Source organism: Microlunatus spumicola, assembly GCF_039536445.1.
Lineage (GTDB): Bacteria > Actinomycetota > Actinomycetes > Propionibacteriales > Propionibacteriaceae > Microlunatus > Microlunatus spumicola.
Genome location: NZ_BAAAYR010000001.1, coordinates 1,050,583 through 1,073,819, shown reverse-complemented (window position 1 = coordinate 1,073,819; position 23,237 = coordinate 1,050,583). Strand labels below are relative to the sequence as shown.

Below are 23,237 nucleotides of genomic sequence, written 5' to 3'. Positions count from 1 at the left end.
GGTCCCGTCACGGGCGCGGAGCCTCCACGACCAGCCGGCCCACGCCGAACTCCTCCAGGCGGGCCGGCTCCGGGTGGTCGCCCAGCCCGGGCTCGCGGCGGACCGCAACGCAGCCGTCCTCCATCACCACGGGCGGGGTGAGGTCGACGGCGTAGAAGCGGTCGGAGCCGGAGATGTCGCCGGTCAGGGTGAAGCCGGGCAGCCCGGCGAGCGCCGCGTTGGCCGCACGGCCGAGCCCGGTCTCGAGCATCCCGCCGCACCAGACGGCCGCGCCCGAGGCCCGGCAGAGGTCGTGGATCCGCCGGGCCTCGAGGTAGCCGCCGACCCGGCCCGGCTTGATGTTGATGATGCTGGCCGCACCGAGGGCCAGGGCGTCGGCGGCGCGGGCCACGGACACGACCGACTCGTCGAGGCACACCGGCGTCTGCAGCTGAGCCGCCAGCAGCGCGTGCTGGCGCAGGTCGTCCTCGGCCAGCGGCTGCTCGATCAGCAGCAGGTCGAAGGCGTCGAGCCGGCGCAGGACACCGGCGTCGGCCAGCGTGTACGCGGCGTTGGCGTCGACCTGCAGCGGGACGTCGCCGAAGCGTTCGCGGACCGCGCGGGTCGGCTCCACGTCGCGCCCCGGCTTGATCTTGAGCTTGATCCGCCGGTAGCCCTGGTCGAGGTAGTCCTGCACCACGCCGAGGAGGGTGGGCACGTCGTCCTGGATGCCGACCGAGACGCCCGACGGGACCCGGTCCACGGTGACGCCGAGGTAGTCCGCGAAGGAGGTGCCCGCGGCGCACAGCTGCGCGTCCAGCAGCGCCATCTCCAGCGCCGCCTTGGCCATCGGGTGCCCGACCACCGGGGCCAGCACCTCACCCACCGTCTCGGCGCTGAGCGGCCGCTCGCGCTGCGCGGCGAAGAGGCGCGGCAGCAGGTGGTCGACGAGGACCGCCTGGGCGCCCGCGACGTACTCGCTCGAGTAGGTGGGTTCCTCCTGCGCGACGCACTCGCCCCAACCCGTGACCTCGCGGCTGACCCCTCCGACGGACACGGTGGTCCGGGCCTCGAGCATGAGCGCGAGCCGCTCGGTCTCGGTGCCGAACGACGTGGTGAAGGGCGAGACCAGCGGCAGCCGCACCTGGTGCAGGACGACGGCGTCGAGGGTCAGGGTCATGAGGGCTCCGGTTCTGGATGGGGACGGTGCAGCACGTACTGCCCGCTGCGGACGAAGCCGTGGACCCGCCAGCCCTGCTGGTGCAGGCCGGCGTGGACCTCGCGGAAGGTGGTGCGCCAGGCCGACGCGGTCGCCCGGTCGCCGGGGCGCGTGCTCGCCCGCAGTGCCTCCACGTCGGACGGCACGGCCAGGGTGACGACGTCGGCGTCGGCGGGCGGGTCGGTGCCGTGGACGGGCGCTCCGTCGGGCCCGACGGCGAGCGCGACGTGGGCGCCGTCGAGAGACGGGAGGGGCTCGGCCGCACCCGGGTCGACCGGCCAGTGCACGAGCAGGCGGTCGCTCTCCTCGCCGGCGTTGAGGCCGTCGTCCATCACGCCGTAGAAGTCGACGAGGTAGGCCTCGACGTGGGCGCCGAGCCGACCGAGGTTGAACCAGGCGTTCCGCGCGATGAGCGGGTCGTAGGTCCAGGCGATGACGCCGATGCCGCGCTTAGCGCACCAGGCGCGCTGGTGCAGCTTGAGCGCCGTACCCGTCCCGCGCGGCCCGCCGGGACTGACGGCGGCGACGTGGGAGTGCAGCAGGCCGCCGAGCGGCTCGCCGAAGAACCCGGCGCACGCCCCGACCATGGTCCCGTCCGGGGTGAACGCCCCGCTGACGTAGCTCCCGACGAACCCCAGCGCGACCAGGAGGCCCGGTTCCATCGGGCTCTCGCGCGGACCGGTCCGCCAGACCTGGGCGAGGAGGGCCGAGGCCTCCGCCATCTCGCCGGCGTCGAGGTCCCGGACGGTGACGCCGGCCGTGGCCGCGGCTGCGTCTGCGGCGTCGGACAGGCGTTCGCGCCGCAGGAGCCCGTCCGCGTCGTCCGCCACGGGGGCGATCCTGCCAGAGACCCTCCGGGCGCCCGAGGCCAGAATGGCGGCGTGGCTCCCGTCTCCCCGAACGTCCCGCTGATCGTCGTCCGCCCGCCCTCGCCCCGGCTCGCCGAGGGGGAGCTGACCCACCTCGACCGGGTGCCGGTCGACCCGGACCTCGCCCGTACGCAGTGGGAGGGCTACGTCGCCGCCTTCGCCGACCGCGGCTGGGGCGTGGTCGAGCTGGACGCCGCGCCGGAGCACCCGGACGGCGTGTTCGTCGAGGACGCCCTCGTGGTCGTCGACCGCCTGGCCGTCCTCACGTCGCCCGGCGCGGCCTCGCGCCGAGGTGAGCTCGTGAGCGCGCGGGCCGGCGTCGACCGCCTGATCGCCTCCGGCCTCGACCTGGAGGTCGCGGCGATCGAACCGCCCGGGACCCTCGACGGTGGTGACGTCCTGAAGGTCGGCGACGTCCTCTACGTCGGCCGCGGCGCGCGCACCAACGAGGAGGGGATCCGCCAGCTGGCCGCGCTCGTCGCCCCGTACGGGCACCGGGTCGTCGCCGTGCCGGTCGAGAAGGTCCTGCACCTGAAGTCGGGCGTCACGGCACTGCCCGACGGGACCGTCGTCGGCTACGAGCCGCTCGTGGACGACGTGGCCGCCTTCGTGCCGTTCCTCCCGGTGCCCGAGGAGCACGGGACCGCCGTCGTCGACCTCGGCGGCGGCGCCGTCCTGATGTCCGCCGACGCCCCGCGCACCGCGGAGCTGTATCGCTCCCGCGGCCTCGAGGTCGTGACGGTGCCGATCAGCGAGTTCGAGCGGCTCGAGGGCTGCGTCACCTGCCTCTCGGTCCGGATCCGCAGGTAGGCGCCTGATCTTTCCGCCGTCTGACCACCGCTGAGGTGGTCGGACGGAGAAAAATGCGGTCGGGTGGAGAGGGTTCAGGCCTCGTGCGGCAGCACGATCACCGGAACCGGTGCGTGCCGGATGAGCTTGGTCGCGCGGGCCCCGAGGAACACCCGGGCCAGCGGTCCCATCGAGGACGAGCCGATCGCGAGGACCTCGCCGGACTGCCAGGGGATCGAGGCGAGGGTGTCGCCCCACGACGGGCCGGTCCCGATGACCCGCTCGACGGACTCGGGGATCACGCCGTCGGCGACCAGCCGGCGCTGGGCCGCCTCGGCCTCGCTGACCCAGGAGTCGAGCACCGAGTCCTCGGCCGTGATGCCGCCGAGCGGCGGGTACATGGTCGCGCCGCGGACGCCGAAGCTCGCGACCCGGAGCGGCACCCCGAACTGCTCGGCGAGCGCGTGGACGCGCCCGACGACCGCGACGGACGCGTGCGAGTCGGAGAAGGCGCAGGTCACCTTGGTGACGCCCTCGGAAGCCACGGAACGGAAGTCGCGCGGGCTGATCGCCAGCGGCACCGGGGAGGCGTGCAGGAGCTTGTCGGCGGTCGACCCGACCACGACGCGCCCGACCTGGCCGTCCGCCGACGACCCGAGCACGAGCACGGTCGCGTCGAGCTCGGCGACCACGTCGACGAGCGCGCCCGGGATGGACCGCCCGGGGACGGCCCGGTAGGTCACGTCGACCGTCACCGTCGTCTCGGTCAGGTACTCGCGCGCCTGCCGCTCGGCCTCCTCGGCGACCTGGCGGGCGTACGCGCCGTACTCCGCGTCGATCCGGGCCATGGACGGGGTGCTCCACTGCCGCGGGACGACGGTGACGACCGCCATCGGCTCGTCGAGCGCGTGCGCCAGCTGCAGGCCGAGGTCCAACGAACCGCGCCCGCCCTTGCCGGGCGTGTAGCCGACCACCACCGACACGTCAGTGCTCCTTCGTGCTCGGGATCTCGTTGGGCGTGATCTCGCCGCGCTGCAGCCTGCCGACCACGGAGTGCTTGCGGCCGTAGAACATGTAGAAGGCGAGGAAGACGATCACCCACCCGGCGAACACGACCCAGGTGATCCAGTGCAGGCTCGACAGGATGTAGGCGCAGGCGAGGATCGACAGCACCGGCGTGACCGGGTAGCCCGGGACCTTGAACGCGCGGGGCAGGTCGGGTTCGCGGACCCGCAGGATGATCACGCCGAGCGAGACGATCACGAACGCGGTCAGCGTGCCGATCGACACCACGTCGATGAGGTAGTCCAGCGGCACGAAGGCCGCGAGGATGGCGACGGCGATCGCGACGATGATCGTGTTGTTGACCGGCGTGCCCGTCCGCGTGCTGACCTTGGCGAACACCGGCGGGAGCATGCCGTCGCGGCCCATCGCGAAGAGGATGCGGGTCTGCCCGTAGAGCGTGACGAGCGTGACGGAGAAGATCGAGATCACGGCGCCGAGGGCGAGGATCGTGCCCCAGATGTTCGCTCCGGTGACGACCTCGAGGATCTTGGCCAGCCCCGCCTCCTGCTGCCCCTCGAACTCCGTCCACGGCTGCGTGCCGAGCGCCGCGAAGGCCACCAGCACGTAGAAGACGATCACGATGATCAGCGCCGCGATCAGGGCGCGCGGCATGGTTCGCTGCGGGTCCTTGACCTCGTCGCCGGCGGTGGAGACGGCGTCCAGGCCGATGAAGGAGAAGAAGATCGTGCCGGCGGCGGTGCCGACCGCCGCCTTGCCCAGCGGGGTGAAGTCGCTGAAGTTGCTGCCGTTGAACGCGGTGAGCGCGATCACCACGAACATCAGCAGCACGCCCAGCTTGATCACGACCATGATCGCGTTGGCCCGGGCCGACTCGCTGGCCCCGCGCAGCAGCAGCAGCATGCAGAGCCCGACGAGGACCACCGCGGGCAGGTTGATCAACCCGGTCGGCGCGTCGGGATCGGCGGCGAAGGGGGCGTAGAGCAGGGCCTGGGGGAGCGAGAAGCCGAAGATGTTGCTGACGGCCTCGTTGAGGTAGCCCGACCAGCCGACGGCGACCGCCGCGGTCGAGACGCCGTACTCCAGCAGCAGGCAGGCGGCCACGCCCATGGCGACGACCTCGCCGAGGGTCGCGTACGCGTACGAGTAGGTGCTGCCCGAGACCGGCACCGACGACGCCAGCTCGGCGTAGCAGATCGCGGCGAGCCCGGCGGCGATGCCCGCGAGGATGAAGGACACGATCACGGCCGGTCCGGCCTCGGGCACAGCCTGGCCGAGCACGAAGAAGATGCCCGTGCCGATGGTGGCGCCGACGCCGAACATCGTCAGCTGGAAGGTGCCGATCGTGCGTTCCAGGCGCGGTCCGTGCGGGTTGGCGCTCTCGCCCACCGGCTTGCGGCGCCAGAGCTCGCCGCGCAACCCGGGTCGAACGGTCGAGGTGCTCATACGGCTCCGATCCCCGGCGTCGCGCCGGGACACCCCGGCGACGTGCGACGTAGTCTCCCGGCCCCGCCCCGCCTTGACCAGACCCTCGCCGCAGCGCGTACGCAACGGTTGCGTGTCAGCGGGGGCGAGCGGGCGACAGGTGGGAGGGTGGCGGCATGTGGAGCCTCGACCTCCCGCCGGTGCAGGGGCGGCTCGAGGCGCGGCGCGCTGGACGGCTGTGGAGCCGGCCGCGGAGCCGACGGCGCGACCCGACGCTGCTGCCCGACCACCCGGTCGCCTACCACCAGCTGCTGCGCGGCCCCCGGTGGCGCTGGTGGCGCCCCCTGGTCTCCCTCGCCGTCCTGGTGGGGCTGCTCTTCGCGCTGTTCCTCGTGATCTTCCCCGGGTACGCCGGTCTCGACGCCCTGCTGCCCGACGCGTGGGTCGGGACGCTGGACGAGGACTTCAGCCCGATCACCGCGAACGCGACGGACCTCCTGCTGGCCGGCCTCATCCCGGTGTCGGCGCTCGCCGTCGCGGTGGCGCACAAGGTCCGCCCGCGGTGGGTCGCCTCCGTGCGCGGCGGTCTGCGCTGGCGCTGGCTCGGCCGCTGCGCCCTGGTCGTCGCGCCGGTGTGGGTGGTGTACCTGGGTCTCGGCTTCTTCGTCGACCCGACCGCGCCCGACCGCCCGGACCACTGGGTCCTGCTGCTCGTGATGGCCCTGGTGGTGACCCCGTTCCAGGCGGCGGGGGAGGAGTTCCTCTTCCGCGGCTGGCTCGTGCAGAACCTCGGCGCGTACTTCGCCCGCCCCGTCGCCGGCCTCGTCGTCACGACGGTCGTGTCCGCGGCGCTGTTCGGCCTCGCGCACGGCAGCCCCGACCCGTGGGTGCTGCTGAGCATCGCGACCCTGGCGGTGGCGGCGTGCCTCGCCAACTGGCGCACCGGCGGGCTCGAGGCCGGGATCGCCATGCACGCGGTGAACAACGTCGGTGTGGGCATCGTGACGATCACGTACGGCGGCTACGCGGACTCGTTCGTCGACGAGACCACGACCGGCTCCCCGTTCGACTTCTTCCCCGGCCTGGTCGTGCACGCGATCGCCGTCGCGCTGATCCTCTGGCAGGCCCGGCGCTCCCGGATCGACCGGACGACCCGCCCCGTGCTCGAGCCCGCCGTCGAGCCCGCGCCGTGGGCGTACGGGCAGCCGATCCCGGTGGACCCGCCCGATGCGACGTGGTTCGCGCCGCTCGGTCGCTGACGCCGTACGCCCCTGAGCCTGTCGAAGGGCCTGAAGACGGTCGGCACCACCCCTGCGCCTCGGGCTGACAGACTTCCGGTGTGCCCGAACCAGCGACGTCCGAGCGGCCGACCCTGCCCGAGGGCTGGTCGGCCCGGGTGCCCGGCGACGGTGACATCGGGGCGCTGACCGCCCTGCTCGCCGCCAACCGGCGCAGCGGCAGCACGCCCGTGGACGTCGCGACCCTGACCTCGCTCGTCGTCGGGCCCGCCAGCTGGACCCGGCGCCAGCTCGTCGTCCACGACCCCGCGGGCACGCTCGTGGGCTGGGGCGTGGTGCACGACCGTGCGAACGGGCGGACGGAGGTCAGCGTCCTCGTGGCGCCCGACGCGCCCGCCCAGGACGCGATCGCCGACGGCCTCTTCGCCTGGGCGGACCGCAAGGGTGCCGAGGTCGCCGCGCTCCGCCGGACCCCGCGTACGCAGCTCGACTCGGCCGCCGAGTCGGACGACCAGCGCCAGCGTGGCTGGTTGGCCGGCGCCGGCTACGAGTGCGTCCGCACCTGGCTCCACATGGTCCGCCCGGTCGTCCCCGCCGAGGCCGAGCCCGGCGTGCTGCCGGGGCCGCGTCCGGGCGTCCGCGTGCGGCGGGTCCGCGAGCACGGCAACGGGCTGCCCACGGCCGAGGACCTCCAGACGGTGCACCTCGTGCTGGAGCAGTCGTTCGCCGACCACTTCAACTCCTACCGCGAGGGCTTCGCCGAGTTCGTCGTGCGGCTGCAGGAGGACCCCTGGCACCGGTGGGACCACTGGTGGATCGCCGAGGTCGAGCTCGACGGCGCGTGGCACCCGGGCGGGGCGCTGATCAGCTCGGTCTCCCCGCCGGACGCCTCCGGCGCCTACGGCAGCTACGTCGACTACATCGGCGTGCACCGCCGGGCGCGGGGACGCGGGGTCGCCAAGGCGCTGCTCTACACGGTCATCGCCGACGCCGCCCGCCGCGGGCGCAACCGGGTCTCGCTCGAGGTCGACGCGGACTCCTCGACGAACGCGGACGGCCTCTACCTCTCGCTCGGGTGGGTCGTCGACCACCGCACCGAGTCCTGGCACCGCTACCGCGACGCAGGCACCGAGGGGTGAGGCGCGGCGGGTGCCGGTCGTGGTGAACCCCCACGACCGGGTGCTGCAGGCCGTCGCGGCCGAGTGGGACCTCCGGGTGGAGGGCCCGACGCCGGAGGGCACGCGGGCGGGTGTGCCCGTGCGCACCGCCTCGGGCGAGGCGGCGCTGCTCGAGCACGCGCCGGACGCTTCGGCGTACGAGCACCTGGCCCTGCGCGCGTGGGACGGCCGGGATGCGGTCCGGCTGCTGCGCGCCGACCCGCGGCGGCACCTGCTGCTCACCGAGCGGACCGACCCCGACGACGACCTCCGGACCCTCGACGTGTGGGAGGCGTGCACCGAGGTCGGGAACCTCTACGCCGTCCTGCACCGCACGCCGATCCCGCAGCCGCCCCGCCTCGCCGACCTCGCGCCAGGCTGGGCAGCCGACCTCGACCTGCCCGCCGTGCGCGCAGCCGTGCCGCGGCGGTTCCTGGAGCAGGTGCGGGCGTGGACGCCGGGCCTCGTCGACCCCGCCGAGGCCGGACCCGCGCTGCTGCACGGCGACCTGCGTCCCGCGACCGTCCGGGCGACCGCGGACCGTCGGTGGGTGGCCGTCGCGCCGCGGCCCGTGACCGGCGACCCCGCGTACGAGGTCGCCGCGGTCCTCCTGCGCTGGGACGGGGCCGAGGCCAGCGAGGACCTGCGCGGCGACCTGCTCGAACGCTTCTACGCCGTCGTCGACGCCGCCGGGCTGGACGAGGACCGCGCGCGGGCCTGGGTCGTCGTCCGGACGGTCGTCGAGCTGGCGGCCTCCTTCGCGCGGGGGAGCGTGCCCGCCGAGCAGGTCACGTGGGCGACGACGGTCGTCAAGGCCGTGCAGCGCTGAACGGGTGTTGTCCACCTCGCGCTGGTGTTGTGCGGTTCGCTCAGGTGTTCGATTCTGTCGGTAGAGGGCCGTAGGTTCGGTTCATGGCGCTGCGGGTGGTGGACGAGGTCGAGGGACTCCCTCACCCGGCCTCGCGGCGGCTGTGCTCACTGCTCGACGAGCTGGCGTCGCTGACCGCGGACGCGCTGGGCGGCGTGGACGACGAGTCGTCCGAGGCCGACCTGGTCGACCAGATCGCGGTGCTGGAACGGCTGCGGGCCGCGGTGGCGGCGGTTCAGGCGGCGACGGTGGTGAGGTTCGCACGGGCGCGGGTGGAGCGTCAGCTGGCCCTGGACGTTCACCCGCGTGACGTCGGGCGCGGGATCGCGGAGGAGATCGGGCTCGCGTGCCGGCTGTCGCCCACAGCTGCCGCCCGGCGGTTGTCGTCAGCTCGGGCCTGGTGGTTTGACCTGCCGCAAACGTACGCCGCCCTTTCGTCGGGCGCGGTGAGCGAACAGACGGCCGAGGCGGTCGTGACCGAGACGCGGCACCTCGACGGGGCGACCCGTCGTGCGGCCGACGCACGGCTGCACGCGGCTGATCTCACTGCCAAGGGCGTTCGCGACGCCGCCGCGCTGGCCCGCCGGTACGCGTACGAGGCGGACCGTGAGGCCTACGTCGCCCGGGGCAGGCACGAGCGCAAGCATCGCCGCGTCGGTCTGCGGCCGGCGCCGGACACGATGAGCGTGTTGTCGGGTTACCTGCCGGTCGAGCAGGGCGTCGCCTGCCTGGCCGCGTTACGGCGCCACACCGACGGCGTTGTCGCCACGGGCGACGAGCGGACGCGTGGGCAGATCATGGCCGACACCCTCGTCGAGCGACTGACCGGTCAGGCCACCGCGACCGACGTTCCGGTCGAGGTGCAGATCGTCATGCCCGCCGAGCTCCCCACCGATCCGCACTCGTCACGCACCGCGACGATCGCCGGCGCGGGGCCGTTGCCCGGTCCGCTGGCCCACGCGGTCGTCGACGCGAGCGGTGGGGTGAAGCGGTGGCGGATCGTGCACGCCACCCTCGCCGGCCACGTGGTCGGGCTCGAAGCCAGGAGGCGGAGGTTCACTGGGCCGTTGGGCGATCTGATCGCCGTCCGGGACCAGACCTGCCGCGAACCGTTCTGCGGTGCACCGGTCCGCCACCTCGACCACGTGACTCGCTACGCCGACGGCGGAGAGACCACCCTCGCGAACGGGCGCGGCGTGTGCGCCCGCCACAACCTCGTCCGCGAGCAGCCCGGCTGGACCGCGACCGTCGTCCACGACGGGCTCGGCGAGCAGCCCCACACCGTCCGGACCACCACCCCGACCGGCCACCACTACACGGGTCGTGCGCCCGACCCACCGTGAGCGCTTGCTCGTCGTGCTCTCGGATGCTTGCCTGCCTCAGTCGGCACCTCGGATGCAAGCGAGGCAATCGGCCTTGCAGTTCCGCGGAGGAGCTTCCGTAGCGGCCCTTGGCCGAGAGCTGCGGGAGGTCGCCTCGGCGGACACGAGAAGGGAATCATCCGGGCGTGGAGGCTCGCTTCACCCAGCGCGACGACCTCGTCGTCGACGTTCACCTGCCGGAGCGCTGGGGACCGCTCGAGGACACGCTGCAGGACGCAGTCACGACCCGGGCGCCCCGCGGCAGCGACGGGGTCAACCCCTCGACCTACTGGATCGACGACACGCTCGCCGCCATCGAGCGGGGGTCGCTCGGAACGATCGTCGCCGGCGGCAACGCCAGCGAACTGATCCTCACCACGACAGGAGTGGTCGCCCACTCGCAGTACGAGATGTTCGACGACCAGGAGGTAGGGGTGGACGAGCTGGTCGGCGTGCTGCGCCGTTGGCGCGCGGTCGTCCTCGATCTGCTCGGCACCTGACCACGCGACGACGGCTCCCGACCTCGGTCCCGCGTCTTCCGGACCGGGTCGGACGCTGCCCAGGAGTCCGACCGTCGGAATAGGTCACCCCGGGGAGACGTTCCGGCTGACGATCGAGGGGCCCGTCCGACGGGTCCCGTACGAGAGCAGGAGGAACCGTGGCTCTGCCACCGCTGGTCGAACCCGCCGCCGAGCTGACGACCGAAGAGGTCCGTCGCTACAGCCGTCACCTGATCATCCCGGACGTGGGCATGGTGGGGCAGAAGCGCCTGAAGAACGCCCGCGTCCTCGTCATCGGCGCCGGTGGCCTCGGCAGCCCCGCGCTGCTCTACCTCGCCGCGGCGGGCGTCGGCACGCTGGGCATCGTCGAGTTCGACACCGTCGACGAGTCCAACCTGCAGCGCCAGATCATCCACGGCCAGTCCGACATCGGGAAGTCCAAGGCCCTGTCGGCCAAGGAGTCCATCGCCGAGGTCAACCCGCTGGTGAACGTCGAGGTCCACGACGTCCGGCTGGACAACGACAACGTCATGGAGATCTTCGCCCAGTACGACCTGATCCTCGACGGCACGGACAACTTCGCGACGCGCTACCTGGTGAACGACGCCGCGGTGCTGTCGCACAAGCCGTACGTCTGGGGCTCGATCTTCCGCTTCGAGGGCCAGGCCAGCGTCTTCTGGGACGACTACGGGCCCAACTACCGCGACCTCTACCCCGAGGCCCCGCCGCCCGGCATGGTGCCCTCGTGCGCCGAGGGTGGCGTGCTCGGCGTGCTGTGCGCCTCGATCGGTTCGATCATGGTCACCGAGGCGATCAAGCTGATCACCGGCATCGGCGAGCCGCTGATCGGTCGCCTGATGGTCTACGACGCGCTCGAGATGTCGTACACGACGCTCAAGCTGCGCAAGGACCCGGACGCGGCCCCGATCACCGAGCTCATCGACTACGAGGCCTTCTGCGGTGCGATCACCGACGAGGCCGCGGACGCCGTCGCCGGGCACACCATCGGCGTGCGTCAGCTCGAGGAGTGGCTGCAGGAGCGCGAGCGGGGTGAGAAGGACTTCACCCTGATCGACGTCCGCGAGTCGGTGGAGCGCGACATCAACGCGATCCCGGGCTCGATCCTGATCCCCAAGGGCGACTTCCAGACGGGCGAGGCCCTCGGGCGGCTGCCCCAGGACAAGCAGGTCGTCCTCTACTGCAAGACGGGCGTCCGGTCCTCCGAGGTCCTGGCCATCGTCCGCGGGGCCGGCCTCGCCGACGCCGTGCACGTCGGCGGCGGCGTCAGCGCCTGGGTCAACGACATCGACCCGAGCCAGCCCGCCTACTGATCGACCCGCACAGACCAGCAGGGCGCAGGGCGCCGACCAGCTAGCGGTCGGCGTCCTGCAGCTCCTGCTGCCAGTCCGACGGGACGCGCTCGGCGGGGCCGGGCGTCGTCTGCTCCCGCGGGTGGGAGTGCGGCGCGGCGAGCGTCGGGCCTTCGCCGGCGGTCTGGTCGCGGTAGTCCCAGAACCAGTCCTCGCCGGGCTCGAAGGACTGGATGTAGCGGTGCCGCTCCGACATCGCGTGCTTGGTGGCGTGCTTGTTGAGCGAGTCGTCGCAGCAGCCGATGTGCCCGCACGCCGCGCAGCGGCGCAGGTGGAACCACCAGGAACCGCTCGCGTCGCACTCGACGCAGCCGTTCCCGCTCGGGGGGACGTCCGTGTCGATGTCGCTGTCCCACTTGGCGTCGTGAACGGCCATGGCTCCTCCTCGTGACGGTCTGCGCGCACACCGTACCGAGCGGTCCACGGACGACAGCAGCCCCCGGCACCGAGGTGCCGGGGGCTGCTGCGTGTCAGTCGGTGCGGGTCGGGCTCAGATCGCGACGACCGCGTCGGCCTGCGGGCCCTTCGGACCCTGCGTGGTCTCGAACTCGACGCGCTGACCCTCGTCGAGCGTGCGGAACCCATTGGTCTGGATTGCGCTGTAGTGGACGAATACGTCCGGGCCTCCGCCGTCCACGGCGATGAAGCCGTAGCCCTTCTCAGCGTTGAACCACTTGACGGTTCCCTGCGCCATGCAACTCTCCTTGCGATCTGGCATCCGGGCCCGCACCTCACGGAGCCCGACTTGCCGCTCCGTCACGAGCAGCGCTCCTAGCCTGGCACAACGCCCCCGGGTTGGGAACGACCGGTGACCGCTCCGCGTTCGCGCGCGGGACACGCGCTGGCCACCTCAGGGACGGGCCGCGTCGAGGGTCTCGGGGTCGGGTCGCCAGCGCGCGAGCGCCATCCGTACGCGGCCGTCGCGCAGCGGCACGCCCTCGTCGCCGAGCCGGCGCAGCGCCCGCTCGGTCAGGCCCTCGGCCGGGCGGCCGTCCGCCCGGACGACGCGCCACCACGGCACCCCCGCCCCGTGCCGCGCGAGCACCGTCCCGACCTGGCGCGGACCGCCGCGCCCGACCATCTCGGCGAGGTCGCCGTACGTCGTCACCGCACCCTCCGGCACGGCCTCCACGAGGCGCAGCACGGCCTCGGCGTACGCGTCCGGACCTGCGTCGACCATCGCCAGGACCATCCGTCCCTGCTCGGCCGGCCTCACCAGCCCTGGGAGCCGGGCCCGCCCTTGAACGGTCCGCTGACCGCGCTGGTGATCCAGCCGCCGTAGAACGAGCCCGGCTGCGGCTCGACGCGCTCGCCGTCGACCAGGCAGAAGTCCATCTGGCCGGGGTAGAGGGCCACGTGGTTGCGCAGGGAGGCGTAGCGCGGCGTCGGGCTGGGGTAGTGCCAGGCCGCACGCCGCGCGGTCTTCCCGCCGCCGACGACGTCGAGGTAGGCCGCCTCGCCCTTCCACTCGCAGAAGGAGGAACCGCCCGCCTCGCGCAACGAACCGGCGACGAAGGCCTCGCGCGGGAGGTAGTAGGTGGGCGGGTGCGAGGTCTCGAGGTACTGGATGCTGGCCCGGGTCTCGCAGATCTCGACGCCGCCGAGGACCACGGTGACCAGCTGGTCGACGGTCCGGAGCGCGGGTGGGCGCGGGTAGTCCCAGACGGACTCCTGGCCGGGGGCGACGGGATCGGGGACCGGGCGGCTGACCATGGACGAAGCGTAGGCGTGACGCCCGACCCGGCAGGGGATACTGACGCTCGTGCAGGGGGTCGAGGTGCGTCGTTCCGGCGACCGGTTCCTGACGGTCGCCCCCGCCCGGCCCGACGCGGCCGAGGGCTGGGCCGTGACGCACCACAGCTTCTCGTTCGGCGAGCACTACGACCCCGACAACGTCGGCTTCCGGTCGCTCGTCGCGCTCAACGACGAGACCGTCCGCGCCGGCGAGGGCTACCCGGAGCACCTCCACCGCGACGTCGAGATCGTGACGTGGGTGCTCTCCGGAGCGCTCGAGCACGCGGACGACGCCTACGCGGACGAGGACGTCGTGACGCTCGTGCCGGGCTTCGTCCAGCTCCTGAGCGCCGGTGCCGGCGTCCGCCACGCCGAAGGGGCGAGTGCGGACGCACCGGTGCACTTCGTGCAGACCTGGGTGCGGCCGGACGAGCCCGGAGGACCTCCGCGGTGGAGCAGCGGCGGTGTCGCCGACGAGTCGCTCGCGTCCGGGTGGGCGCTGGCAGCCTCCGGTTCCGATGCCGAGGCCCTCGTCTACCTGCGCAGCCGCGGAACCAGCCTCTGGGTCACCCGCCTCGCTCCCGGCGTGGGACGTCCCCTGCCCGAGGCGCCCGCCGCGTACGCGCTGGTGGCCCGCGGTGCGGTCGAGGTCGAGGGCGTCGGCCGGCTCGACGAGGGCGACGCCCTGAAGATCACCACCCCGGCCCCGCTCGCGGTCACGGCCGTGGAGCCCGCCGAGCTGCTCGTCTGGACGTTCGCGTGACCGTGGAGCCGAACCTGCCCCTGCTGATCCGCGTCTCCGGGCGGGACCGGCCGAGCCTCACCCGCGACCTGCTGCAGCTGCTGGGGAGCGCGGGTGCGGTGCTGGAGGACATGGAGCAGCTCGTCGTCCGCGAGCGGCTGACCCTTGACGTCCTGGTCCGCCTTGACGGGGCCGACGACGGCGTGGTGCGCGACGTCCTCTTCTGGGGCTTCCAGCACGGCATGAAGGTCGACTTCGAGCGGGTCGCCAGCACGTCGAGCCGCGCCGGGCTGATGCGGCACGCGGTCACCGTCCTCGGCCGTCCGCTGACGCCCTCGTCGCTCGCCGCGGTTGCCGAGGCGGTCGCGGCGACGGGCGGCAACATCGACCGGATCGTCCGCCTGGCCACCGAGCCGGTCACCGCGTACGACCTCGTCGTCATCGCCGGCGACGTCGAGGCGATGCGGCGCGAGCTCGGCGCGGTCGCCCAGGCCGAGCGCATCGACGTGGCGGTGCAGGTCAACGGGCTGGAGCGCCGGGCCAAGCGGCTCGTCGTCATGGACGTGGACTCGACGCTGATCGTCGACGAGGTCATCGAGCTGCTCGCCGACGAGGCGGGCTGCGAGCCGGAGGTCGCGGCGATCACGGCCCGTGCGATGGCCGGCGAGCTCGACTTCGAGGGGTCGTTGCGCGAGCGCGTCCGGCTCCTGGCCGGGCTCGACGAGGCCGCCATCGACCGGGTGCGCGCGCGGATCCGGCTCACGCCCGGCGCGCGGACCTTCGTCCGGACCCTCAAGCGGCTGGGGTTCGTCGTGGGCGTGGTGAGCGGCGGGTTCACGCCGTTCACGGACTTCCTGCGCGTCGACCTGGGGCTGGACCACGCCCACGCGAACACGCTCGAGGTGCGCGACGGCCGGCTGACCGGCGAGGTCCTCGGAACCGTCGTCGACCGCGCCCGCAAGGCCGAGCTCCTGGCCGAGATCGCGACGGCGGAGGGCGTGCCGCTCTCCCAGACCGTCGCGGTGGGGGACGGAGCCAACGACCTCGACATGCTCGCCGCGGCCGGGCTCGGGATCGCGTTCAACGCCAAGCCCGTGGTCCGCGCGCAGGCCGACACGACGGTGTCCGTGCCCTACCTGGACGCGATCCTGTTCATGCTCGGCATCCGGGGTGCGGACGTGGAGCGGGTGACGGCGGCGGAGAACGCGGTGGCGGCCGGCCGGCCGGTCGGGACGGAGGTGGGTGCGTGAGCACGTTGCGGGTGGCGCAGGCGCAGGTCACGAGCGGTCCCGACCCCGAGGAGAACCTGCGCCTGGTCGCGGAGCAGACCGCGTGGGCCGCCGCGGCGGGTGCGCGGCTGGTGACGTTCCCGGAGGCGACGATGCGGGCGTTCGGGGGGCCGCTGGGCCCGGTGGCCCAGCCGCTCGACGGACCGTGGGCCGACGGCGTCCGGGCGATCGCCGCCCGGCACGACGTGGTCGTGGTGGCCGGGATGTTCACCCCGGCGCCCGACGGGCGGGTGACCAACACGCTCCTGGCGACCGGCCCCGGGGTCGAGGCCGCGTACGACAAGATCCACCTCTACGACGCGTTCGGGTTCGCCGAGTCGGCGACCGTGGCGCCGGGGGACACCCCCGTCGTGGTGCGGGTCGACGGCGTCGGTGTCGGGCTGGCCACCTGCTACGACGTGCGCTTCCCCGACCTGTTCACCGCGCTGGCCGACCGCGGCGCGGAGGTCGTGTGCCTGCCGGCCTCCTGGGGTGCGGGGCCCGGCAAGGTCGAGCAGTGGCAGCTGCTGACGCGGGCCCGGGCGCTGGACAGCACCTGCTTCGTGGTCGCGACGGGCCAGGCCGACCCGCTGACGTCCGGGATCCTGCCGACCGACGGCGGCGCGGCACCGACCGGCGTCGGCCACAGCTGCGTGGTCGGGCCCGACGGGACCGTGCTGGTCGAGCTGGGCGGTGAACCCGACCTGGTCGTCACCGAGCTCGACCTCGACGAGGTGGGCCGGGTGCGGTCCGCGCTGCCGGTCCTGCTGAACCGCCGCCGCGACCTCGCGTAGGACACGGCCGACCTCACGGAGGACCGAGCAGGGGCGTGGGTAAGACTCGCCCATGCGCTCAGTCGTCTACGCCCAGACCGGCGGTCCCGAGGTCCTGCAGCTCACCGAGGAGGCCGTCCCCGAGCCCGGCCCGGGCGAGCTCCGCGTCCGGGTGGTCCGCTCCGGGGTCAACCCCACGGACTGGAAGTCCCGCGTCGGACGGGAGCCGGGCACCCCGGTCGACCCGTCGCAGATCCCGGGCCAGGACGGGGCCGGGGTCGTCGAGGCCGTCGGTGCCGGGGTCCCCGCGTCGTGGGTCGGGCTCGACGTCTGGCTGTTCGAGGCCGCCTGGAAGCGACGCTGGGGCACGACCAGCGAGCAGACGCTGGTCCGCCAGACGCGGGTGGCGACGCTGCCTGACGGCGCGTCGTACGACGTCGGGGCCGCGCTCGGCATCCCCTTCATCACCGCCCACCGGTGCCTGACGGTCGCCGAGGAGGGCCCGTTGCGGCTCGGCCCCGGCACGCTGCAGGGCCGGACCGTGCTCGTCTCCGGCGGGGCCGGCGCGGTCGGCAACGCGGCCATCCAGCTCGGGCGCTGGTCCGACGCCACGATCATCGCGACGGTCAGCAGCGCCGAGAAGGCCCAGCTGGCGGCCGCGGCGGGTGCGGACCACGTCGTCGACTACCGCCGCCAGGACGTGCGCGACGAGGTCCGCAAGATCGCGCCGCACGGCGTGGACGTGGTCGTCGAGGTGAACCCGCAGGCCAACGCGGGGCTGGACGGCGGGCTGCTCGCGCCGGGGGCCGTCGTGGCGACGTACGCCGACGACGGCGGCGGTGCCGAGGTGGCGGTGCCGGTGCGGACGTCCATGGTCCGCAACGTGCGGTGGCAGTTCGTCCTCGTCTACACCCTGCCCGCCGCCGCGAAGGCCCGCGCGGTCGACGACCTCGGCGCGGCGCTGCTCGACGGCGCGATCGGGGTCGGCGAGCGGCACGGCCTGCCGCTGCACCACTTCCCGCTCGACCGGGCCGCGGAGGCCCACGCCGCGGTCGAGCGGGGTGCCGTCGGCAAGGTGCTGATCACGCCCTAGACGCCGCGTCGGAGACACCGCGTCGGACCGCCTCCGCCGACGCTCCCGGCTGGCAGGATGTCCGCCGTGAGCGGCGGGGCGGACGGGCGCTGGGCGCCGTTCCCCGTGCAGGACTGGTCGACGATGCCGGTCGACCTGCTCGCTCCGTCGGCGGTCGATCCCGCCTGGGCCGCACCCGTCGGGGCTCCGGCCACCGTGGGGCCCGCGCGGCCCTGGTGGGTCCCGCTCGTCGTCCTGCTCTGCCTCGGGCTCGTCGTCGGGACCGCTACGTGGCTGGCGCGACGCTCGCCGTCGCCCGCGACGTCGTCGGCCCTGACCTACGTCCCCGCCGACGGCGACGCGCTGTGGCAGCGGGTGGAGACGACCCGTGAGCTCGTCACCGACACGACGGTGCAGGTCACCGAGTCCGCCCGCTTCGCCGGCATCAACGGCCTCGTCAGCGGCGACTCCTTCCTCACCACCCGCGTGCTGCACCAGGACTACGACGACGACCCGACCACCGCGCGGCTGTGGCGCACCTTCACCACCTCGGTCGACGACGTCGGCGTCGGCAGCCAGACCGTGCGCTACCACCGCGTCCGTGGCAGCGTCGAGCTCGCGGGCGAGCGGGCCGCGGACGGCACCGTCACCGCCTACGAGCCGGCGCTCGTCGAGCTGCCGGCCGACGTGGGACCCGGCTCGTCCTGGGCCGGGTCCGGCACGGTCGCCGACGGGGACGACCGCAGCGACGACCTCGGCTACGCCGGCACGTTCCGGGCGGCCGCGGCCCCGGACGGGTGCCTGGAGGTGAGCGGACAGCTGGTCCTCAAGGCCCTCGGCACCGAGCAGGTCCGCCGCCGGACCTCGTTGACCCGGACCTGGTGCCCCGGCCGCGGCGTCGTCACGGCGAGCGAGAGCGTGGGTGCCACCCGGACGCTCGCAACCGCGGTGCCCGCCCCGTCGCCGGCCGCGCGGACCACGACGACCGCACCGGTCGCCTGGACGGACCCGAAAACCTGGACCCCGCGGACCTGGGACACCGTGACGGTCGACGACACGGGGGAGACCCGCGCGATGTACGGGGCGGCGCGGACGGTGGTGGAGCCGGTGCTCACGGCCTCCGGCCTGGTCGTGCGGGCGCTGCGCCCGCCGGACGACCTGGTCGCGACGACCCCCAAGACGGCGGACGCGTGGACCCCGGCCTGGTCGGCGCACCCCGGGGGCACCGTGCTGAGCCTGGCCGCGTACGGCTCAGTGGTCCTCGTGACGACGAGCGAGCGGCGCCTGGTCGCCTACTCCGACGCCGGGATGCGGCTGTGGGAGGCGGCGCTGCCCGAGATCGGCCCCACCGCGCCCGTCCAGGTCTCCGACGCCGACGCCGTCCTGGTGGACCTGTCGGGCCGGGTGCTGCGGTTCGGGATCACTGACGGCGCGGAACGCTGGCGACGGGAGGTGTCCTCCGACGTCAACCGCGCGCCGGCCGTCGGCGCCGGCCTGGTCGTCGTCGGGGACCGCGGCGGCACCGTGACGGCCCTCGACGCCGCCACCGGCGCACCCCGCTGGGACCGGTCGTTCGCGTCCACCGCCGTCGCGGTCGCCGGCGACCGGGTCCTCGTGGCCGAGGACCAGAACGTGCTCGCCCTCGACCCCGGGTCGGGCGAGACCCGCTTCCTCACGCACGTCGACGGGCAGCTGACCGCGCTCACGGCCTTCGCCGGCCGGCCGCTCGTCGTCTCCAAGACCGCCTCGCTGCTGCTCGACCCGTCCGGCAGGGTCGCGGAGCGGCTGCCGGGCTACCTGACGGTCGACCCGACCGCGGACCACCTCGTCGGCTGGACGTCCGACCGCGTCGACGTGGTCGGCACGGACGGCGCGGTCGCCGCCACGTGGCCCACCCGCACGACCTCGCTGGTGTCGAGCGAACGGCCCGGGCTCGCGACGCCGCAGGGCGTCTACCTCTTCGGCTACACCAAGGGCTGGACCTTCGACTCCTGGACGACCGGTGGCTGAGCCGCGCCCGGGCGTCGCCGCGCGGGTCGTGCCGTACGTCCGCGCCGTGGCCCGCCAGACCGTCGTGGCCCCGGTCCGGGAGGGGCGGATCCGCGAGGACGCGTGGCCGTACGGGCTGCGGGCCGTCGTGCTGCTGGCCTACCTCACCTTCCTGCTCGCCGGCGTCCTCGTCGTCGCCTCCGGGCCGATCCGGCGCGCGTCCGTCCTCGACGCGGGCGCCAGCGGCGGGGTCGGGCTCCCGGAACCCGCCGTCTGGATGCTCGCCACCCTCTTCTCGTTCGGGCTGAGCCTCCTGCTGACGGCGGGGCTGCGGGCGCCGTGGTGGCTGCGGCTGCTCGCGCTGCTCGTCGTCCTGGCGGCCCTCGCGGCGTGGAGCCTGCGCACGCCGGGCACCAGCGGTTCGGTGTGGTGGCCGCTGGTCGTCCTCGCCCTGCTGGCCGGGCTGGTGGTGCTCGTCGTCGTCCGCTCCCGGCGGCCGTTCGCCTGGTGGGAGCTGGGGGCGGTCTGGGCGATCAGCGGCGCCTGCCTGGTGGTCGGGCTGGTCGAGAACCGCTACGCGGTCGAGTTCGGCTCCGACCAGGTGCCGCTCCTGCTGCAGTACCTCGCCGCGATCCTCGGCTACCTCGTGCTCCCGACCGCGATGGTCGCCGGCGCCGCGGTCGCCGAGGTCTGCCTGCGGCTCACGGTCTCCGCGACCGAGCAGGCCCAGCGGGTCGCACGGCACTGGGTCCCGTACGCGGTCCTCGGCGTCGTCGTGCTGGTCCGCGCGGTCCAGGTGGTGCGTCAGGTGCTCACGCTGGACCCCGTCCGCCAGGGCTGGGACGTGGTCGTCCCGTCGCTGCTGCTGGTCGGCCTCCTGGCCGTCGTCGGAGTCGGGTTGCTGGCCGTGGCCCGGCGCCGGTCCGCCCGCCCCGACGTGGACGGGCTGGGCGACGAGCTGACGGTCATCGCGCTGCCCGTCGGCGCGGCGCTGATCGTGGTGAACCTGCCCCTGCAGCTCGCCGTGGGCGTCCTCCCGCTGGTCGCCGCGCTGGACACGACCGGTGCGGTGACGGGGTCCGACGTCGACGCGGCCGCGCTGGTGGGCCGGCTGGTCGACCCGATCCGGGCCGTCGTGGGGCTGGCCGTGCTGGTGCTCGCCCTGCGCGCCGCGCGGCGGGGTCGGGCGACCCGCGCGCTCGTGCTCGGCATGGTCGGCGTGATGCTGGTGAGCCTGGCGCGCGGCCTGGTGCAGGGTCCGGAGGCCCGGGCCGGGGTCGACCCCGACGTGCTCAACCTGGTCGCGACCGCCGTCGTCCTCGTCGGGGGAGTCGTGCAGCTGGTGCGGCGCCGCCTGACCCGACCCCGGGCGCTCGCGCTGGCCGGGGCGCTGACGCTCTGCGCGCTGTTCTCGGGGCGGGACTTCATCTCCGACCCGGTGGGGGCGCTGCTCGGCTTCTCGGGTGCCGCGCTCGTGCTGTTCGGCCTGGTCTGGGACCTCTTCACCGGGTCCGGCTGGGCGAACGGGGCGAGCCGGCGCTTCGCCCGGCCGACCCGGGTGCTGCTCGTCCTCGCGAACTCGGTGACGACCATGAGCGTGCTCGCCTTCGCGGCCCTGGTCCGCGACGGCAGCACGACGATCTACCTCGACCCGTACGCCGAGCTCGGCGACCTGGTGTTCGGCACCGCGCTGCTGGCGGCCGGCCTCGTGGCCGTGCTCGCGCGACCGTCGGGAGAGCTGGCGACGCCGGCGCCCACCCCCGCGAGCGTCCCGCCGGACCCGTACGCCGTCTCCTCGGGGTCGTCGACCAGCCAGCCCGGCCCCGCCTGAGCCGGACCCGCTCCCGCCACGGCGCTGCCCGGCAGCGCGAACCGCACCAGCGCGCTGCCGGCGACGCCGGCCACCGCGCGGAAGCACAGCAGCCCCAGCACGGTCCCGGACACGTTGGCGACCAGGTCGTTCACGTCGACGGTCCGCTGCATGCCCAGCACCACGTCGCCCACGCCCTGCCCGAGCTCGATCGACGTGCTGACCGCCAGCCCGACGAGGGCGACCGCGGGCACGCCCCGGACCCGGAGCAGCAGGGGGAGCAGGGCGCCGAGCGGCAGCGTCATGACGACGTTGAGCAGGAACGAGGGCGGGTCGATCGTGGTGAACGGGACGACGTTCAGCAGGCTGCGCAGCGCCACCTCCGGCGCGGCGGTCGGCGTGCCCACGAGCACGTCGCCGCGACCGTCGGGGAAGGGCACGCGCCAGGGGAAGAAGGTCAGGGCCAGCACGGCGGCCGCGTACGTCGTCGCGACCAGCACGGTCAGCGTCCGACCCGGGGTCAGAGCGCGGCGGTGCCCGAGCGCGAGCAGCCAGACCACGACCACCCCGACCAGCAGGGGAAGCAGCACGGGTCCGGCGTGGAGCTCGGCGACGAACGATCGGGGCACAGGGAGGTCTCCTCGTGGGGTGGCGGCGCGACCCCTCGAGCCTCCCCGGCGACGGGCTCCCGGACATCGGTCCGTGGGCCGCGGTGCCGCAGCCCCGCGACGACCCTGGTCGTACGGCGCGGGCCCGTGGGCCCACCCGGACGGCGCACGGTCAGCAGGCGGTCAGGACGCGAGCGCGCCGACCGGCTCGCGCTCGTCGGCCTGCACCTCGCCGCACGCCGACGCGGCGGCGATCAGGTAGGCCAGCTGGTCGCGCGTCGAGACGAGGTCGGCGACCTGCTCGCCGAGGCGGGCGTGCTCGCGCTCCATGACCGCGATCGTCTCCCGGGTCGACGCCGCCGACGGGTGGTCGACGCAGGGCATCACGGTCGCGATGGTCGTGCTGCTCAGGCCCGCGTTGTAGAGCTGGCGCAGCAGCCGCACCCGGGCGATCGCGTCCTCGTCGTACGTCCGCTGCCCCGTCCCCGTGCGCTCCGAGGTGAGCAGGCCCTGCTCCTCGTAGTAGCGCAGCGAGCGCACGCTGGTCCCGGTCCGCCGGGCGAGGTCGCCGATCCGCACGTGTGACTCCGCTCTCAGTCGGGGCTTCAGGTCTACCTCTGACGTCAGTGTCAGGTTCTACGGTCGAGCGTAGCGCCCGTTCCGGGCGCACCACACCGCAAGGAGCACACCCAGATGAACATCGCCGGATCGGTCGCCCTCGTGACGGGCACCAACCGTGGCCTCGGAGCGCGGTTCGCCGCCGACCTGCTCGAGCGCGGCGCCGCCAAGGTCTACGCGGCCGCCCGCAACCCCTCCTCCGTCACGGTCCCCGGGGTCGAGGTCATCGCCCTCGACCTGCTCGACCAGGCCAGCATCGAGGCGGCCGCGCAGGCCGCCCCGGACGTGACGCTGCTGATCAACAACGCCGGCGTCTCGCTCGGGCAGGACCTCGTCCGCGGCGACCTCGCCGCGATCCGCCGGGAGATGGACACCAACTTCTACGGCACGCTCGCGGTCACGCGGGCGTTCGCCGACGTCCTCGCCGGGAACGGCGGCGGCGGGATCGTCAACGTCCTCTCGGCGCTGTCGTTCTTCTCCTTCCCCGGCGCCACGTCCTACTCCGCCACCAAGGCCGCCGAGTGGAGCCTGACCCAGAGCACCCGGGTGGAGCTCGCGCAGCAGGGCACCCAGGTGCTCGGCCTGCACCTCGGGGGCGCCGACACCGACATGATGGCCGGCTACGACGGCCCGCTGCTCGACCCGGCCGACGTCGTGCGCGCGGCGCTCGACGGGCTCGAGGCCGGGCAGGTGGAGGTCCTGGTCGACGACTGGAGCCGCATGACCAAGCAGGGCGTGGCCCAGGACCCGGCCGTGTTCTACGCGCAGGCGGCCGCGCTGTTCGCCTGAGCCGTCCTCGGGGGCGGGGTCTCGTCCACCCGGCGG

At 74.0% G+C, this 23,237-nt stretch carries 23 protein-coding genes; 13 read left to right on the top strand and 10 right to left on the bottom strand.

All coding sequences use genetic code 11. The annotated features are described in order from the left end of the window. Positions 1-7 precede the first annotated feature (7 nt). Positions 8-1,159 carry an o-succinylbenzoate synthase gene (menC, locus tag ABD665_RS04855; RefSeq protein WP_344741261.1) on the bottom strand — a complete coding sequence of 384 codons (1,152 nt, stop codon included), beginning with the start codon at positions 1,157-1,159 and terminating at the stop codon, positions 8-10. Beyond that, positions 1,156-2,028, bottom strand: a complete 873-nt coding sequence (locus ABD665_RS04850; protein WP_344741259.1) for a GNAT family N-acetyltransferase — start codon at positions 2,026-2,028, stop codon at positions 1,156-1,158. The genes menC and ABD665_RS04850 overlap by 4 nt, the downstream gene beginning before the upstream one ends. A 51-nt stretch (positions 2,029-2,079) precedes the next feature. On the opposite strand from ABD665_RS04850, the gene ddaH reads away from it, so the two are divergent. Then, positions 2,080-2,877, top strand: coding sequence for a dimethylargininase (gene ddaH, locus ABD665_RS04845; RefSeq protein WP_344741257.1), 798 nt, complete (start codon positions 2,080-2,082; stop codon positions 2,875-2,877). A gap of 74 nt (positions 2,878-2,951) precedes the next feature. On the opposite strand, the gene ABD665_RS04840 is transcribed toward ddaH, so the two are convergent. Both ABD665_RS04840 and ABD665_RS04835 read right to left on the bottom strand, forming a co-directional pair. Continuing rightward, positions 2,952-3,839, bottom strand: coding sequence for a universal stress protein (locus ABD665_RS04840; RefSeq protein ID WP_204911981.1), 888 nt, complete (start codon positions 3,837-3,839; stop codon positions 2,952-2,954). A 1-nt stretch (position 3,840) separates the two neighbouring features. Further along, positions 3,841-5,325 (bottom strand): amino acid permease, encoded by a 1,485-nt coding sequence (locus tag ABD665_RS04835; RefSeq protein ID WP_204911982.1) that lies wholly within the window; start codon positions 5,323-5,325, stop codon positions 3,841-3,843. Between the two features lie 155 nt (positions 5,326-5,480). On the opposite strand from ABD665_RS04835, the gene ABD665_RS04830 reads away from it, so the two are divergent. From ABD665_RS04830 to moeZ, 6 genes are all read left to right on the top strand, one after another. Further along, positions 5,481-6,563, top strand: a complete 1,083-nt coding sequence (locus ABD665_RS04830) for a CPBP family glutamic-type intramembrane protease (protein ID WP_204911983.1) — start codon at positions 5,481-5,483, stop codon at positions 6,561-6,563. A gap of 80 nt (positions 6,564-6,643) precedes the next feature. Then, positions 6,644-7,681, top strand: coding sequence for a GNAT family N-acetyltransferase (locus ABD665_RS04825; protein ID WP_204911984.1), 1,038 nt, complete (start codon positions 6,644-6,646; stop codon positions 7,679-7,681). Positions 7,682-7,691: 10 nt separating this feature from the next. Further along, the gene (locus ABD665_RS04820; RefSeq protein WP_204911985.1) at positions 7,692-8,528 is read left to right on the top strand and encodes an aminoglycoside phosphotransferase family protein; all 837 of its coding nucleotides are present in this window, start codon (positions 7,692-7,694) and stop codon (positions 8,526-8,528) included. A 239-nt stretch (positions 8,529-8,767) separates the two neighbouring features. After that, a complete protein-coding gene (locus tag ABD665_RS04815) occupies positions 8,768-9,910 on the top strand; it encodes a DUF222 domain-containing protein (RefSeq protein WP_204911986.1) in 1,143 nt (380 codons plus the stop codon). A gap of 164 nt (positions 9,911-10,074) precedes the next feature. Then, a complete protein-coding gene (locus ABD665_RS04810) occupies positions 10,075-10,428 on the top strand; it encodes a hypothetical protein (protein WP_204911987.1) in 354 nt (117 codons plus the stop codon). Positions 10,429-10,586: 158 nt separating this feature from the next. After that, entirely contained in the window at positions 10,587-11,759 is a 1,173-nt protein-coding gene (moeZ, locus tag ABD665_RS04805) for an adenylyltransferase/sulfurtransferase MoeZ (protein ID WP_204911988.1), read from the top strand. Positions 11,760-11,799: 40 nt separating this feature from the next. Here moeZ and ABD665_RS04800 read toward each other — a convergent pair whose 3' ends face one another. The 4 genes from ABD665_RS04800 to ABD665_RS04785 form a co-directional block, all read right to left on the bottom strand. Further along, positions 11,800-12,174, bottom strand: a complete 375-nt coding sequence (locus ABD665_RS04800; RefSeq protein ID WP_204911989.1) for a UBP-type zinc finger domain-containing protein — start codon at positions 12,172-12,174, stop codon at positions 11,800-11,802. Between the two features lie 114 nt (positions 12,175-12,288). Beyond that, positions 12,289-12,492, bottom strand: a complete 204-nt coding sequence (locus ABD665_RS04795; protein ID WP_204911990.1) for a cold shock domain-containing protein — start codon at positions 12,490-12,492, stop codon at positions 12,289-12,291. Between the two features lie 156 nt (positions 12,493-12,648). Further along, positions 12,649-12,978 (bottom strand): MGMT family protein, encoded by a 330-nt coding sequence (locus tag ABD665_RS04790; protein ID WP_204911991.1) that lies wholly within the window; start codon positions 12,976-12,978, stop codon positions 12,649-12,651. A gap of 32 nt (positions 12,979-13,010) precedes the next feature. Beyond that, entirely contained in the window at positions 13,011-13,511 is a 501-nt protein-coding gene (locus ABD665_RS04785; protein ID WP_204911992.1) for a DUF427 domain-containing protein, read from the bottom strand. 49 nt (positions 13,512-13,560) lie between these two features. Between ABD665_RS04785 and ABD665_RS04780 the strand changes: the two genes are divergently transcribed. From ABD665_RS04780 to ABD665_RS04760, 5 genes are all read left to right on the top strand, one after another. Further along, positions 13,561-14,295, top strand: a complete 735-nt coding sequence (locus ABD665_RS04780) for a pirin family protein (protein ID WP_204911993.1) — start codon at positions 13,561-13,563, stop codon at positions 14,293-14,295. Then, complete coding sequence (gene serB / locus ABD665_RS04775; protein WP_344741247.1) at positions 14,292-15,524, top strand: phosphoserine phosphatase SerB; 1,233 nt, start codon at positions 14,292-14,294, stop codon at positions 15,522-15,524. Before ABD665_RS04780 ends, serB begins: the two co-directional genes overlap by 4 nt. Continuing rightward, a complete protein-coding gene (locus ABD665_RS04770; RefSeq protein WP_344741244.1) occupies positions 15,521-16,336 on the top strand; it encodes a carbon-nitrogen hydrolase family protein in 816 nt (271 codons plus the stop codon). Before serB ends, ABD665_RS04770 begins: the two co-directional genes overlap by 4 nt. Positions 16,337-16,388: 52 nt before the next feature. Further along, the gene (locus tag ABD665_RS04765) at positions 16,389-17,408 is read left to right on the top strand and encodes a zinc-binding dehydrogenase (protein ID WP_204911994.1); all 1,020 of its coding nucleotides are present in this window, start codon (positions 16,389-16,391) and stop codon (positions 17,406-17,408) included. Between the two features lie 66 nt (positions 17,409-17,474). Then, entirely contained in the window at positions 17,475-19,397 is a 1,923-nt protein-coding gene (locus tag ABD665_RS04760) for an outer membrane protein assembly factor BamB family protein (RefSeq protein WP_204911995.1), read from the top strand. Positions 19,398-21,017: 1,620 nt separating this feature from the next. On the opposite strand, the gene ABD665_RS04755 is transcribed toward ABD665_RS04760, so the two are convergent. Next, positions 21,018-21,815 carry a VanZ family protein gene (locus tag ABD665_RS04755; protein ID WP_204911996.1) on the bottom strand — a complete coding sequence of 266 codons (798 nt, stop codon included), beginning with the start codon at positions 21,813-21,815 and terminating at the stop codon, positions 21,018-21,020. A gap of 162 nt (positions 21,816-21,977) precedes the next feature. Continuing rightward, complete coding sequence (locus ABD665_RS04750; protein ID WP_204911997.1) at positions 21,978-22,373, bottom strand: MerR family transcriptional regulator; 396 nt, start codon at positions 22,371-22,373, stop codon at positions 21,978-21,980. 114 nt (positions 22,374-22,487) lie between these two features. On the opposite strand from ABD665_RS04750, the gene ABD665_RS04745 reads away from it, so the two are divergent. After that, entirely contained in the window at positions 22,488-23,201 is a 714-nt protein-coding gene (locus tag ABD665_RS04745) for an SDR family oxidoreductase (RefSeq protein ID WP_204911998.1), read from the top strand. Positions 23,202-23,237 lie beyond the last annotated feature (36 nt).